This is a genomic window from Mesorhizobium sp. M1006, assembly GCF_040318825.1.
Lineage (GTDB): Bacteria > Pseudomonadota > Alphaproteobacteria > Rhizobiales > Rhizobiaceae > Mesorhizobium.
In genome coordinates, this window is record NZ_JAMYMZ010000017.1 from 37,302 (window position 1) to 50,327 (window position 13,026).

At 62.2% G+C, this 13,026-nt stretch carries 14 protein-coding genes and 1 pseudogene; 10 read left to right on the forward strand and 5 right to left on the reverse strand.

Annotated features, from left to right (window positions below; genetic code table 11):
• Positions 1 to 5: 5 nt before the first annotated feature.
• Both NKH60_RS17995 and NKH60_RS18000 read left to right on the forward strand, forming a co-directional pair.
• Positions 6 to 1,406 (forward strand): phospholipase D family protein, encoded by a 1,401-nt coding sequence (locus tag NKH60_RS17995; protein ID WP_352834198.1) that lies wholly within the window; start codon positions 6 to 8, stop codon positions 1,404 to 1,406.
• A 467-nt stretch (positions 1,407 to 1,873) separates the two neighbouring features.
• The gene (locus NKH60_RS18000; RefSeq protein WP_352449563.1) at positions 1,874 to 2,161 is read left to right on the forward strand and encodes a hypothetical protein; all 288 of its coding nucleotides are present in this window, start codon (positions 1,874 to 1,876) and stop codon (positions 2,159 to 2,161) included.
• Positions 2,162 to 2,220: 59 nt separating this feature from the next.
• Here the strand turns inward: NKH60_RS18000 and NKH60_RS18005 are convergent.
• Positions 2,221 to 2,670 (reverse strand): annotated as a pseudogene (locus NKH60_RS18005) (cytochrome c3 family protein); the annotation flags it as partial.
• Positions 2,671 to 2,872: 202 nt separating this feature from the next.
• Here NKH60_RS18005 and NKH60_RS18010 point away from each other — a divergent pair.
• From NKH60_RS18010 to NKH60_RS18035, 6 genes are all read left to right on the forward strand, one after another.
• A complete protein-coding gene (locus NKH60_RS18010; protein ID WP_352834204.1) occupies positions 2,873 to 3,196 on the forward strand; it encodes a hypothetical protein in 324 nt (107 codons plus the stop codon).
• 9 nt (positions 3,197 to 3,205) lie between these two features.
• Complete coding sequence (locus NKH60_RS18015) at positions 3,206 to 4,303, forward strand: FAD-dependent oxidoreductase (protein ID WP_352872836.1); 1,098 nt, start codon at positions 3,206 to 3,208, stop codon at positions 4,301 to 4,303.
• Positions 4,304 to 4,365: 62 nt separating this feature from the next.
• Positions 4,366 to 5,337: an SDR family oxidoreductase gene (locus tag NKH60_RS18020; protein WP_352473074.1), complete on the forward strand. Its 972-nt coding sequence runs from the start codon at positions 4,366 to 4,368 to the stop codon at positions 5,335 to 5,337.
• 4 nt (positions 5,338 to 5,341) lie between these two features.
• The gene (locus NKH60_RS18025) at positions 5,342 to 7,057 is read left to right on the forward strand and encodes an HAD family hydrolase (protein ID WP_352834210.1); all 1,716 of its coding nucleotides are present in this window, start codon (positions 5,342 to 5,344) and stop codon (positions 7,055 to 7,057) included.
• 105 nt (positions 7,058 to 7,162) lie between these two features.
• Entirely contained in the window at positions 7,163 to 7,315 is a 153-nt protein-coding gene (locus NKH60_RS18030; protein WP_352834211.1) for a peptide ABC transporter permease, read from the forward strand.
• Between the two features lie 25 nt (positions 7,316 to 7,340).
• Positions 7,341 to 7,784, forward strand: a complete 444-nt coding sequence (locus tag NKH60_RS18035; protein ID WP_023677099.1) for a PPC domain-containing DNA-binding protein — start codon at positions 7,341 to 7,343, stop codon at positions 7,782 to 7,784.
• Between the two features lie 10 nt (positions 7,785 to 7,794).
• On the opposite strand, the gene NKH60_RS18040 is transcribed toward NKH60_RS18035, so the two are convergent.
• On the reverse strand, positions 7,795 to 9,057 hold the full coding sequence (locus tag NKH60_RS18040) for a DUF763 domain-containing protein (RefSeq protein WP_352769225.1): 1,263 nt from the start codon (positions 9,055 to 9,057) through the stop codon (positions 7,795 to 7,797).
• 103 nt (positions 9,058 to 9,160) lie between these two features.
• Positions 9,161 to 9,865, reverse strand: coding sequence for an MgtC/SapB family protein (locus NKH60_RS18045; protein WP_352771063.1), 705 nt, complete (start codon positions 9,863 to 9,865; stop codon positions 9,161 to 9,163).
• 226 nt (positions 9,866 to 10,091) lie between these two features.
• On the opposite strand from NKH60_RS18045, the gene NKH60_RS18050 reads away from it, so the two are divergent.
• Both NKH60_RS18050 and NKH60_RS18055 read left to right on the forward strand, forming a co-directional pair.
• Positions 10,092 to 10,259, forward strand: a complete 168-nt coding sequence (locus NKH60_RS18050; protein ID WP_352614260.1) for a hypothetical protein — start codon at positions 10,092 to 10,094, stop codon at positions 10,257 to 10,259.
• 30 nt (positions 10,260 to 10,289) lie between these two features.
• A complete protein-coding gene (locus tag NKH60_RS18055) occupies positions 10,290 to 11,288 on the forward strand; it encodes an ATP-dependent DNA ligase (protein ID WP_352614259.1) in 999 nt (332 codons plus the stop codon).
• Between the two features lie 131 nt (positions 11,289 to 11,419).
• On the opposite strand, the gene NKH60_RS18060 is transcribed toward NKH60_RS18055, so the two are convergent.
• Both NKH60_RS18060 and NKH60_RS18065 read right to left on the reverse strand, forming a co-directional pair.
• The gene (locus NKH60_RS18060; protein WP_352834216.1) at positions 11,420 to 11,947 is read right to left on the reverse strand and encodes a YciE/YciF ferroxidase family protein; all 528 of its coding nucleotides are present in this window, start codon (positions 11,945 to 11,947) and stop codon (positions 11,420 to 11,422) included.
• 169 nt (positions 11,948 to 12,116) lie between these two features.
• The gene (locus NKH60_RS18065) at positions 12,117 to 12,848 is read right to left on the reverse strand and encodes a Crp/Fnr family transcriptional regulator (RefSeq protein ID WP_352473082.1); all 732 of its coding nucleotides are present in this window, start codon (positions 12,846 to 12,848) and stop codon (positions 12,117 to 12,119) included.
• Between the last annotated feature and the right edge of the window lie 178 nt (positions 12,849 to 13,026).

Genomic DNA, 13,026 nt, shown 5'->3' on the forward strand with positions numbered 1-13,026 from the left:
ACTTCATGGATACAGCCATCTCGCGGTTTGCCCGGGACAAGATCGCTGCCGGCAATAGCGGGCTGCTGCTGATCGCCGACAATTATGACGCGTTTGCCGCGCGAATCCTTGCCGCGCGCAGTGCCACAAGCAGCCTCGACCTGATGTACTATCTCTGGCACGACGACCATAGCGGCCGGCTGCTGATGCAGGAGGTCGTCAAGGCGGCGGAGCGCGGTGTCCGCGTCCGCATGCTGCTGGACGATATCAATCCGCGCAACAGCGACGCTGCTTACCTGGCGCTCAACAGCTACAAGAACATCGAGCTGAGGCTGTTCAACCCCAGCGGCATGAGAAACGGCAGCATCTTTCGCTCGCTGGAGATGGTCGCCCGGCTGTTTGCGATGACCCGCCGCATGCACAACAAGGCCTGGATCGCCGATGAGGGCTTGGCCATCGTCGGCGGAAGAAATATCGGCGATGCCTATTTCGACGCTGCGGAGACGAATTTTCGCGATCTCGACCTGTTGCTTCTCGGTCCTGCCGTAGGGCAGACGATGCAGATATTCGAGGCGTTCTGGAATTGCGAGGCGGCAAAGCCGATCCAGCTGCTCAACCCGGCTGCGGTGGGCTCGCGCGCCGATTTCCTCGACAATCTCGACGCGACCGCGGACGGCCAGCTTTTGAACAGCCTCAGTGCCTGGCGCACGATCACGGAGTTCATTGCAGCGCACAGCGACGTCTGCTGGACCAAAGGCGTTCGTGTCATTTCCGATCCGCCGGAAAAGGTGCGCGGCAAAAGGCGCAGGAACTGGCTGACGAAAGAGCTGCTTCCCGCTATCGCGGCGACCAGGCAGCGCCTCGAAATTGTCTCGCCCTATTTCATCCCCAGCCGCACCGGGTTGGCCATCCTGTCGAAGCTGGTGGATCGTGGCGCCGAGGTTGCAATCCTGACCAACTCGCTCGCCGCGACGGACGTCGCCGCCGTGCACGGCGCCTATGCCAAATGCCGCCGCAAGCTGCTTAAAAAAGGTATCCAGCTTTTCGAATTGCAGCCCTTCGACCGCCAGGCCAACATTTCCGTTTTCGGTTCAAAGGGAGCCAGCCTCCACACCAAGGCCTTCACGGTCGACGATACGCTCGGGTTTGTCGGCTCCTTCAATTTCGATCCGCGTTCGGTGTCGTTGAATGCGGAAATGGGCGTGCTTTTCCATGATACCAATCTGGTGATGGAGTTGCGCCGGCTGTTCGAGCACGAAAAGTCACCGCAGACGAGCTATCAGCTGGTCCTGGACAAAGGCGCCTTGCGGTGGCTCGGCATGGCGGATGGCGAGATGCGGCAATATTCGCGTGAACCGGAGGCCAGTCTCTATCGGCGCATCGTTGCAGCGCTGGTTGGGTGCCTGCCGATCGAATCGCAGTTGTAGAAGCGACGGATTTGTCGGAACGCAACTCTTTGTCGGAACGGAACTCGGGGATCACGAGTTGTAACCCGTGTCCGGAGCATGCCGATGAAGACCACGATATACAGTTTTCTTGCTGAGCTCTTGCCGTTCTGGATGGCGCATAAACGCAAAATGCGCGCGGACCGCGCCGCCGAGTGGCCGGCACGACCGGCTGCTGCGGATGACGATGTTCGGCCGTCAGGCGATCCTAATCGAGCAGCACCGGCGCGGCGGCGCAACACGTCCTAAGGGCAGAATGATCCCGCTCCAACTGTCTGGCTAGCCGCATTTCCGCGACGCCGATAATCCCATTTGGCTGCAGAAGCTCTAGCCCTTAGGGCGATCACGCTATCGTCAAGTATCGCTATTCGAAATCCGGCGTTGCCAAGCATCCATTTTGCAGCACGTACGTTAATGTGCACTACAGGTTGCCGCTATAGGTGAGCGCCATGAGTGATAGTGCGATAGAATTCTTGCAGGACTGGATCCACGAAAACGTTCATGTGCCGCCGCCTCCGATCAAGCTTGAAAGGGAGGCGGAAATCCTCGCCAGGGAATGCAAGGAAGAGGCTGCCGATGCCGGCGTACCCATCGAAGACATCGAGGAAGAGGTCGGCGACCTCAAGGACCTGCTCGTCGCCAAGCTTGAAGACGCAGCCGAGGACGAGGCCCGGCAACTCAATGGCCACGGCCAAAAGATTTCTACGCTGGCGGCCGGGCAAAAGCGGGCCGTATGAGGCCGGTCCGAGCGCAGGCAAGGCATCACGAGGTGCGCCGCTTCGGCCTATTGTCCGATCATGTCGTCGACCTCGCCATGGCACGTCTCGCAGGCGACGCCTTTAGCGATATGGATCGAATGATTGAAATAGACGAAGTCGGGGACACTGTTCACCCGCTGCCACTGCAATGGCTGCCCGGAGGCAAGGCTTGCCCGTACCGGCGCCAGCATGTTCGCGTTGGTGAAAAGCTGCGAATGGCAGGTCATGCACACCTCGGTCGCCGGCAGACCCGCCGATGACGAAGTCTCGACGCCGCTATGGCAATAACGGCAATCGAGGCCAAGCTCGCCGACATGGTGCCTGTGGCTGAACGGCACTGGTTGCGCCAACGGCCGGCCAACGCCGGTGACGAAGTCCGAACGCAGGATGGCGGTGCCGCCGAGAGCCGCAAAGATCGCCATGAAACACGCGCCCCACAGAGCGAAACGTGAAATGCCGTTGGCGCTCCTTGAAAAGACCTGCGGCATTCCCTCGCCGATTTCGCATCCAGCAAACCGTATTCACCCCCCAAAACCCCTAACTGCGGCTGCGTGGGTAAGTTCCGGCTGGAGCAGCGGAGATCACAGAATGGTTACCCCGCCCTGGCCCATCAGGTCGGGCTGACCGGAAACCATCGACCCCTCCATACGTTCGGATGAGGTCACGTTCTGTTTCACCCGGATAAGCATCATGACCATCCCCGACTCCCATCCCATTCGCCGCCGGTCCGGCGTTGCCTTCTGGTGGACGATGTTCGTCGGCGCGCTGCTGACGATCCTCGGCCTGCTGATCGGAGGGGGCGGTGCCTGGCTGATCGCGCTGGGCGGATCCTGGTACTATCTGCCCGCCGGGATCGCCCTGCTGGCCGCCGGCAGCCTGCTGCTTGCCGGCAATACCGCCGGTGTATGGCTTTACGTCCTGATCTGGCTGGCGACCCTTGCACCCGGCGGCCACCATTTCATGGAGACCAGGATCGGCGACGACATCATTGCCTACGCACTGCCAAAAAGCTGACGCCGGACGATGACGGCTTCGCGGGACGCTTCCATCCTGATCGTCGGCGCCGGCCCGACCGGGCTGACGGCGGCAGTCGAACTGGCAAGGCGCGGCATTGCACCTCGCATCATCGACCGCAAGGAAGGCCCGACGTCGCTCGCCAAGGCGGTCGGCATCAGTTCGCACAGCCTCGACATCCTTGAACCGTCCAAAGTCGCTGGCCGGTTGCTCGCCGAAGGATTGAAAATTCGCCGAGCCCGTTTCTACTTCGAAGGACGAGCGCTCGGCGAGATCGATTTCTCGATCCTGCCGCACCGCCATAATTTTCTGCTGTCATTGCCGCAGCGCGACACCGAATCGCTGATGACCGACACGCTCAAGGGATTTGGCGTCGACGTCGAATGGCGAAGCACATTTATCGGCATGGCCGAGCACAAAGGCCGGGTCGAGGTGCGGATCGAGGCGCCAGACGGCCGTGACGAGGCAAGTTTCGACCTTGTCTTCGGAGCCGACGGTGCGCAAAGCACGGTGCGTGATGCCATCGGCATCGGCTTCGATGGCTACACGCATCGGCGGCAATGGAGCATTGCCGACGCCGACATCGACGATTGGCCCTATGAGCCGATGGCCGCCCACGCATTTCTTCACAGGAACGGCGACGTCGGTTCTATCATCCCGATCGGCGAGAAGCGCTATCGCGCGGTTTCAAACAGCGAGGATGCGTTGGCGCGCATCCCCGGCAATTACCGGATCACGCGGTTGTTGCGGGCCGACCGCTTCCATATTCCGGTACGACAGGCGCCGCGCTATCAAACCGCATGCGTCTTCCTGGGAGGCGATGCCGCGCATGTGCATTCGCCGTTGGGGGCGCGCGGCATGAATCTCGGCATCGAGGACGCCGCGTCATTCGCCAGGCGTTTCGTCGACGGCACGCTTGCCGGCTACACAAGCGAACGCCACCCGGTGGGGCAACGGTGGATCACGCTCAGCGAGCGCATCCTCTCGGTGGCCCAATCGGACAACGGCATCATGCAAGGCGTCAGAAACGCGGCCTTCAGCGTCGTCGGCCATCTGCCGCTGCTGCAACGGCCGCTGCTGGAGCGTGTCGCCGGGCTCAAGGAATGACGTGGTCGCATAAACCTTTTCGCCGGACATGCGTTGTTGGGTTTCAAGCCAGGGAGATGACCATGCAGATGAAATCGGAAGTCGCCGGCGAGGCCGCCAAGCAACGGCACATCCAGCGCCGGATCGACGAGAAGGACAAGTCCAAATCCAATGGCAGGCAAAAAGGCGCCATGCAGGCGGGCGCCCGCAAATATCCCGAGCCGCCCTTCCCCGAGCAGCACCAGCCGAAGCCGGGGCATGAATGGGCGATCGAGCCGGCGCCGCTTTACGATGCGCCGTACTATATCGGATCGAAAAAGCTCGACGGCAAAGTGGCCGTCATTACCGGCGGCGATTCAGGCATCGGCCGTGCGGTGGCCGTGCTCTATGCGCGTGAAGGCGCCGATGTGGCGATCGTCTATCTCTCGGAGGATAGGGACGCCAGAGATACCAAAAGGGCCGTCGAAGCGGAAGGCCGGCGCTGCATCCTGATCAAGGCGGACGTCAGCGAACGCAACCACTGCCACAACGCGGTGGCTGAGATCGTGCAGGAGTTTGGGCGGATCGACGTGCTGGTCAACAACGCCGCTTTCCAGATCCACTCCAGCGATTTCAGCGAGCTGACCGAGGAGCATTTCGACACGACGCTGAAGACCAACCTCTACGGCTATTTCCACATGGCGCAGGAGGCCGTGCCGCACATGAAACCCGGTTCGGCGATCATCAATACCGGTTCAGTGACCGGCATCGAGGGCTCGAAGCAACTGGTCGATTACTCCATGACCAAGGGCGGCATTCATGCCTTCACCCGCGCGCTCTCGGGCAACCTTGTCGAGAAGGGCATAAGGGTCAACGCCGTGGCGCCAGGCCCGGTTTGGACGCCGCTCAACCCCTCGGACAAGGAAGCCGGCGATGTTTCGAAATTTGGCGCTGACACGCCGATGAAACGGCCGGCCCAGCCGGAGGAGATCGCGCCGGCCTACGTGTTCCTCGCCTCGCCGCACTGCTCGAGCTACATCACCGGCGAGATATTGCCGATCGTGGGCGGCTATTGACGGCATGTATTTCATTGCCCTGGCCACTGACTATGACGGCACGCTGGCGCATGAAGGGATCGTTGCCGAGAAGACGCTTGCGGCGCTTGAACGGTTCAAGAAGAGCGGCCGCAAACTCATTCTCGTCACCGGGCGCGAGCTGCCCGACCTCAAGCGCGTCTTTCCCGAAGTCGCGATTTTCGACAAGGTGGTCGCCGAAAACGGCGCGCTGATCTACACGCCGGCCAGCGAGGAGGAGCGGACGATATCTCCGCCGCCCGCCCCCGAGTTCATCGCCAAACTCAGGAAACGCGGTGTCAAACCGCTTTCGGTCGGACGCTCGATCGTCGCAACCTGGGAACCGCATCAGGCTACCGCGCTCGAGGTCATCAAGAAATTGGGGCTGGAGCTGGAAATCATCTTCAACAAGGGCGCGGTGATGATCCTGCCCAGCGGCATCAACAAGGCGACCGGGCTGACAGCTGCGCTTCAGGACCTCAGATTGTCGCCGCACAACGTCGTCGGTGTCGGCGACGCCGAAAACGACCACGCCTTCCTGCGCGCCTGCGGCTTCAGCGTCGCCGTCGACAACGCACTGCCGGCAGTCAAGGATATGGCGGATCTCGTGACACGCGGCGCGCGCGGAAAAGGCGTCGAGGAACTGATCGCCAAGGTGGTCGAGCGCGATCGCGAGCTTGTGCCGAACCGCGACGGCATTCTGCTTGGCTCGGAGGATGGCAAGGAGGTGTATCTGTCGCCAACCGATACGGTGCTGATCGCCGGCAGCTCCGGCATCGGCAAATCGACCCTGGCGACCGCACTGACGGAGCGCTTCGTCGAGAGAAAGTTCCAGTTCTGCATCTTCGATCCGGAAGGCGACTATGACGGCCTCGAAGGCGCCGTCCGGCTGGGCGACGGCTCGAACGCGCCGACGAAGACGCAACTGCTCGATCTCCTGGGGAAGCCGGACAACAATCTGGTCGTCAATGGCCTGGCGCTGCGCGTTAACGAGCGGCCGGACTTCTTTGCCGACCTGCTGCCGGGCCTTGGCGGTGTTCGCTTCCGCACGGCACGACCACACTGGCTGATCATCGACGAGGCGCATCACCTCTTGCCGAAGCGGCGCGACGACACGCCAATGGTGCTGGCCATGGAATTGCCGGGCACGATCCTGATCACGGTTCATCCGGACGCGATCTCAACCGAGGCATTGCGGCTGGTCACCGCCGTCATCGCACTCGGCCCCAAGGCGAAAAAGGTCATCAAGACGTTCTGTCACGAGACCGGCACCGAACCGCCAAAGGACAAGGACCTGAACTCTCCAAAAGACGAGCGCGTGCTGTTCTGGCGGCCGCAGGCGTGCAAGAAACCTGCCATGGTCGAGCCGATCGAACCGCGGCAGTCGCTCAAGCGCCACAGCCGCAAATATGCCGAGGGCCAGCTCGACGAGAAGGGCAGCTTCTATTTCCGCGGCCCCGACAATGCGATGAACCTCCGCGCCCATAATCTGATGATTTTCGCCCAGATCGCCGAGGGCATCGACGACAGGACCTGGGAACATCATCTGCGCGCCGGCGACTATTCCGAATGGTTTCGCCACCAGATCAGGGACAAGGAACTGGCGCGCGAGACCGCTGAAGCGGAGAAAGACGGCACACTTTCGGCGCAGGAGAGCCGCAACCACATCCTGGACGCAGTGCGCCGCCGCTATACCGCGCCCGCCACCGCGCCAAAGGAATAGCTGCAACGGCGCCCCGCCGTGGAACCTCATCCGCCAAACGAGATTGTGTTCTATCGGGCGCCAGATCCATTCAATGCCGAATAATGCCCCGGAAGGAGACGATGGATGAGCAGCGACCGGGACAAGAATGGTCCTGTCTTTTCGGCGGAGCAGGCGCGGCAGGGCGAGATCGTTCTGCGGACGCGGGCGCGCCGGATCATTTTCATCGCCGGCCTGGTGGGTCTCGTCTTGCTGGCATTGCTGGTGTGGTGGATTTGAATTCCTGACGGGCTGGAGCAAGATCATGAAATCACAGCTTGTTGCCGAAAGCGCCGGACAGAGAACGTTCGTCGTTGTGCTTGATCCCGGCGAAGAGGCGTTTGCGCAGCTGACGTCATTTGCGGTCGACCGTGGCGTCGGCGGCGCGTCGCTGACCGCGCTCGGCGCTTTCGAAAGTGCAACCGTCGGCTGGTTCGACCCTGGAGAAAGGACCTACCGGAAAATCCCCGTCCGGGAACAGTGTGAAGTGCTGAGCGCGATCGGCGATGTTGCCATCGGCGACGACGGCAGGCCCAGCTTGCACGTCCACGCAGTCCTTGGATTGAGTGACGGCACCACGAGGGGCGGTCATCTGCTGGACGGCATCGTGCGGCCGACGCTCGAGGTCACATTGGTGGAGACGCCTGGCCATCTGCGCCGCAGGCACCGTCCCGAACTCGGCGTCGCCCTGATCGACTTGGAGGCTTGATCCGAGCCGATCACTTCGTTGATTTGACTGCGGCCGTTTCGGGTACGACCTCCCAACCGAAGACGCTGCGGCCGCCGAGCAGATGCGATTGCTCGAACTCCCCGGCGACTATTTCCTTCAGGCTTGGGCCGGTGACATAGCGCTCGACCTGCCTCGACTGGTCGTCCAGCCGCCGCAACGCGCCGATCTCTTCGTCACGGCCGAGCCTGGCCTTCTGGACAGCCGACTTCAGCACGCCGATCGTCTCGTCATAGACCTTCAGCGGCACGGGGAACGGGTGCCTGTCCTTACCGCCATGCGCCAGCGAGAAGCGGCCGGGATCGGAAAATCGGCACGGCGCGCCATGCACCACTTCGGCGACGAGCGCCAGCGCCCGCACTGTGCGCGCGCCGACATTGGGCACCAGGAGAAGCCCGGCGAAATCTGTCGGGCCGCGCTCGGCCGCCGCGGCGATGTTGCCGTGCAGGCGGCGCATGACGACATCGCTTTCGCGTACATCGTGGTGCGCCGGCATCACCAGATGCGGCAGCAGCTTTTGTGCCGGCTCCGGCGCTGGCGCCGAACCCCGCTCCAAAGCGGCAAGCTCCCTCACGATGCGATCCGGTCCAAGGCCGTGCAGAAGGTCCAGTTGTCCCTGGCGCGACGCTTCGGCGCGGCGGTCGGTCAGGTTGACGATCTCGCCCTGATTGGCGCCCTCGATGGCAGCATGCGGCTGGTCGACAAAGCTCTTCAGGCCCTCGGACAGCCAGTGATAGCGGCGCGCCACCTTGCTGTCGCCGTTCATGCCTTGCTGCACCACCACCCAGTTGCCGTCATCGGTGACGATGAAGCCGTGCAGATAGAGATCGAAACCGTCCTGGACCGCGGCGCTGTCCACCTTGGCGACAAGCCGGCTGGCAGTCGCCAGGCCTTGCCCGTCGAGGCCGACACGCTCGCCGATCAGGGCAAGCTCGTGCGGGGTCTTGCGCGAATGCGCGCCGCGGCCGCCGCAAACGTGGATGCCGAGTTCGCCGGAAAGCGGCGACAGACCGCGCTTCAACGCTCCGACGACGCTGGTGGTGATGCCGGAGGAGTGCCAGTCCATCCCCATCACGGCGCCAAAGGACTGGAACCAGAACGGATGCGCCAGCCGGCGCAGCAATTCATCGCGGCCGTAATGGTGGATGATCGCCTCGCACATGACCGCGCCAAGCCGCGTCATGCGGTCGCCGAGCCATTTCGGCACGCGTCCGCCGTGAAGTGGGAGATCAGCACTTCCCGATCGCTGTGCCACGCTCTTTTGCTTGCTCCTTGAGTCCTGCCTCGACAGATAGGTATCGAAAGGGGTGTGGAGAAGCTATGGCCTGATTCAGGCCGCGATCGTTGCAAGCCGCCAGCTAGCGGGCAGGTTCGCTGAGGAGATCAAACTTCTGGATCTCGCAATGCTCGCCAACCGATGCCAGCAGATCCATTGGCGGTGCCCCAGTGTCGGGCCGCCTCCAACTGATCTCGAACGAGAACACAGGGTCCTTGAGATCTGGGCGCCTCTCTATCGCGACGAGGCGTGCCCGGTAGCCAAGCGGCCCGATCATCGTATCGAGTTCCTGTCGGGCTGCGGCCTTCCAGGTCAGTGCCAACTGGGCATGGTGTTCGCGCGACATTCGAAGGTCCACCCATTTCAGGACCAGCAAGGTGGCCAGCGTCAGCGCCGTGCCGGCCGCGCCCAAGCCGTATTGGCCACCACCGAAAGCCAATCCGATCGCCGTCATCACCCACAACGTGGCCGCCGTGGTGACGCCGCTGACAAGATTGCCGCGGCGAAGAATGGCGCCACCGCCGATAAAGCCGACGCCGGTCAACACGCCCAGCGGAAAGCGCAAGACGTCCATCGATGCAAACGAATCCGGGTGCTTGCCAACGGTCTCGAGCAGAATACTGGCCTGGATCATTGTGATGGCGGCGGCCAATCCGACCAGCACGGTGGTGCGTAGCCCCGCCGCGTGCCCGCGCGCCTCGCGGTTGAGGCCTATCAACAGGCCGGCGAGCGCGGTCAGAAGCAGTCGTGCCGCGATGTCCTGCCAGACCGGAACAACGAGGAGCATCGCGGTCACCCGTCAGGCCAAGCGCTGCTGGCCAGGAATAGCGCCATGGTCAAAGCGAACAAGGGCAAGAGCGTCTTCATCGCAAATTCTTTTCGTCGATAAGCAACAAACGATGCGCCTGGATTTTGGTTGCGCCGCCGACGATTCACCCCGGCGATGGGCAGCGGCGGAACAAAACCTTCGGCCTGCGGGTTGGTGGGTTCACACCAACGAAGGATTTGCAGTCATGGTCCGCTTGCTGCTTGCCGGAGCCGTCGCTTATCTGGCCTATCGCATCACCAAGGAGATCGGCGGGACCGACGAGGTTGATCCGCTGTCGCCTTCGCCCGAGCAAACCGGCCGCAAGGCGCCGAGGCGGCAAAGCGGGGCACAGAGGAATGGCCGACGGCGGTAGCGAATGCCGTAGCGGCGGCGCGGACCAGCCATGACCGCATTTCCGTTGCCGCTCGACCTTCGTCCGATGGAAGCCAAAGCCGCCGATGCAATCCCTGGCGGCGACGGGCTTTGGCAATACGAGCCGAAATGGGACGGGTTTCGCTGCCTCGTGTTCAAGGGCGACGATGCCGTCGATCTGCGTGCAAAATCGGGCAAGCCGCTTGGCCGCTATTTTCCCGAACTGGTCGCGGTGCTGCGCGATGTGAGCTCGCGACGGTTTGTTGCCGACGGCGAGATTGTCATCGAGGTCGACGGATCGTCCTCGTTCGAGGCCCTGCAAATGCGCCTCCATCCCGCCGAAAGCAGGATCCGCAAATTAAGCCTCGAGACGCCCGCCATGCTGATCCTGTTCGATATGCTGGCCGAGCCCGGCGGCAGGATCATCATCGAAGAGCCTCTCACCACCAGGAGGCAGGCGATTGGGGCCTTTGTCGCGTCGGCGGCACGGCCCCAACTGCACCTGTCCAAATATACGCACGACGCCGCCACCGCCGAGCGCTGGCTGCAGGGCGCCGGCCACGGCTCGACCGACGGTGTTGTTGCAAAACTGATCGCCGGGCCATACCGGCCCGGCGAGCGCGCCATGGTCAAGGTCAAGCGGCTGCGCACTGCGGATTGCGTGGTCGGCGGCTTTCGCTATCTCGCCGGCAGCAACGAAGTCGGATCTCTGCTGCTCGGCCTCTACAATAACGAAGGCAGGCTGGATCATGTCGGATTCACCTCGACCATCGGCAAGGACGACAGGGCGGCGCTGACCAGACGGCTGGAAAAACTGCGGGCCAAACCAGGTTTCACCGGCAAGGCGCCGGGCGGACCAAGCCGCTGGAGCACGGAGCGGAGCGGACAATGGGAACCGATAAAGCCTGAACTGGTGGTCGAGGTTCGGTTCGACCATGTGACAGGCGACCGGTTCCGGCACGGAACCAAGCTGTTGCGCTGGCGGCCGGACAAGGAGCCGCGGCAATGCACGTTCGAGCAGATCGAGTAAGTCCGATCCGAGACACCGCTTCAAGGCGCTTGCTGCCCGCTCTACCGTTCATGACGGACCAATGCATCATTTCACCGGTTCGCCGCGGCCAACCGAGCCTTGGCAACCAAGGCTCGGTTGCGGTTTTGAAATCAGGCAGCTTCCTGCATGGCGCGTTCGTTGACGCCGCTTTCGCCGAGCTTGGAAAGCGCTTCGTCGGTCGCGACCTCTTCCTTGAGAGTTGCCCTGAGCAGCTCGACAACGTCGCTCTTGCCGAGTTCTTCCGCCCACGCGATCAAAGTGCCGTAGCGAGCGATCTCGTAATGCTCGACGGCTTGCGCCGCACCGACAAGCCCGGCGTCGAGCGCGGGAGCACCACTATACTCCTCGAGCATTTCCGAGCCCTCTTCGATGATGCCGTCAATGGCCGGACAGGTTTTGCCGCGGGCCGGCTTGCCGAATTTGTCGAACACCTCCTCGAGGCGGTCGACATGTCCTTCGGTTTCCATGCGGTGTTTCTCGAAAGCGGCGGTCACTTCTTCCGACTCCGCGCCCTTGGCCATTTTGGGCAGCGCTTTCAGTATCTTCTTCTCGGCGTAGTAGAGGTCTTTGAGCCCGTCGAGGAACAGATCCTCAAGGCCCTTGCTTGCCGCCTTCGGGGCCTTTTTCGTAGTCGCCATGATCCTCTCCCGAATGGTTGGTGCCGCCTCGCAAAGTGGAGGCGTCCGATAACCCTCCGACAGGAAACAAGTTCCCTGACGGTCCGGCAGCTTTGCAAATTTTTCCGACCCGCCGTGTGGTGTCGCAGGGGCCTTCGACCTGCGGCAGCAATCGGCCAGAAAAGCGCCGTCAGCGCTCGCCGATATGCTCGACCAGGCGGGTATATTCGGCCTCGGCCAGGCCGTAGCCGCCATCCGCCAGTGCGACGAGACCATCGCGATCGCGGATGATAATTTCGCCGCGGCGGGACCGGATGAGCCCTCGCCCCTCGAGCAGCTGCAGCGCGACCGTTACACCCGGGCGCCTTACGCCAAGCATGATCGACAGGAATTCGTGCGTGATCGTCAGCCGGCCGCCGTCCACCCGATCGTCACACATGAGAAGCCAGCGCGCCAGCCGGTCTTCAAGTTTCGATCGCGCGTTGACCAGCGCGGTATAGCCAGTCTGGACATGCAGATATTGCACGTAGCGCAGCAAGAACAGCCGCAGCGTCGGGCTTTGCGTCAGCGCCGCCTTGAACGGCTCGGCGTCGATCCTGGCAGCTTCTCCCGCCAGCTGCACATAGCAATCATGGACCGTACGGTCGTCGCCCATTATCAGGGCCGAGCCGGTCATACCTTCCAAGCCGACAAGGCCAACTTCCGCATCGCTGCCGTTCGGCATTTTCGCAACCACCGAACCGATGCCGTCCTCGAGGAAATAAATGGCCTCGATCGGCGATCCGGACACTTCGAGCGATTGCCGTAACTCCAGCGAACAGCGCTCGATGTGCGGCTCGAGAGAGGCGAAATCGCCGGCGCTCATTCGGCGCAACAGCTTGTTTTTGTACGGATTTTTATTGGAATTTGCTGGATCAGACATAGCTGGGCCCAAAACAGGGCAAGAGCCTTTTTATCTCCCAGCCGTCCGCGCCCGGTATAACCTGCGGACGATAACGCTTATATAAGCACTGAAAGGTATGGAGCCTACTAAATAAAAAAATGAATCGATGCACGGCAGTTTCTCCTGCCGCTTGCCTACGAAAACATCCGACTGAAAG

Bases quoted from the DNA above. Each gene is read 5' to 3' on its own strand.
- NKH60_RS17995 (WP_352834198.1), top strand. From the start codon at position 6: ATGGATACAGCCATCTCGCGGTTTGCCCGGGACAAGATCGCTGCCGGC.
- NKH60_RS18015 (WP_352872836.1), top strand. From the start codon at position 3,206: ATGACGGCTTCGCGGGACGCTTCCATCCTGATCGTCGGCGCCGGCCCG.
- NKH60_RS18030 (WP_352834211.1), top strand. From the start codon at position 7,163: ATGAGCAGCGACCGGGACAAGAATGGTCCTGTCTTTTCGGCGGAGCAG.
- NKH60_RS18020 (WP_352473074.1), top strand. From the start codon at position 4,366: ATGCAGATGAAATCGGAAGTCGCCGGCGAGGCCGCCAAGCAACGGCAC.
- NKH60_RS18010 (WP_352834204.1), top strand. From the start codon at position 2,873: ATGACCATCCCCGACTCCCATCCCATTCGCCGCCGGTCCGGCGTTGCC.
- NKH60_RS18045 (WP_352771063.1), bottom strand. From the start codon at position 9,865: ATGCTCCTCGTTGTTCCGGTCTGGCAGGACATCGCGGCACGACTGCTT.
- NKH60_RS18025 (WP_352834210.1), top strand. From the start codon at position 5,342: ATGTATTTCATTGCCCTGGCCACTGACTATGACGGCACGCTGGCGCAT.
- NKH60_RS18035 (WP_023677099.1), top strand. From the start codon at position 7,341: ATGAAATCACAGCTTGTTGCCGAAAGCGCCGGACAGAGAACGTTCGTC.
- NKH60_RS18050 (WP_352614260.1), top strand. From the start codon at position 10,092: ATGGTCCGCTTGCTGCTTGCCGGAGCCGTCGCTTATCTGGCCTATCGC.
- NKH60_RS18000 (WP_352449563.1), top strand. From the start codon at position 1,874: ATGAGTGATAGTGCGATAGAATTCTTGCAGGACTGGATCCACGAAAAC.
- NKH60_RS18055 (WP_352614259.1), top strand. From the start codon at position 10,290: ATGACCGCATTTCCGTTGCCGCTCGACCTTCGTCCGATGGAAGCCAAA.
- NKH60_RS18065 (WP_352473082.1), bottom strand. From the start codon at position 12,848: ATGTCTGATCCAGCAAATTCCAATAAAAATCCGTACAAAAACAAGCTG.
- NKH60_RS18060 (WP_352834216.1), bottom strand. From the start codon at position 11,947: ATGGCGACTACGAAAAAGGCCCCGAAGGCGGCAAGCAAGGGCCTTGAG.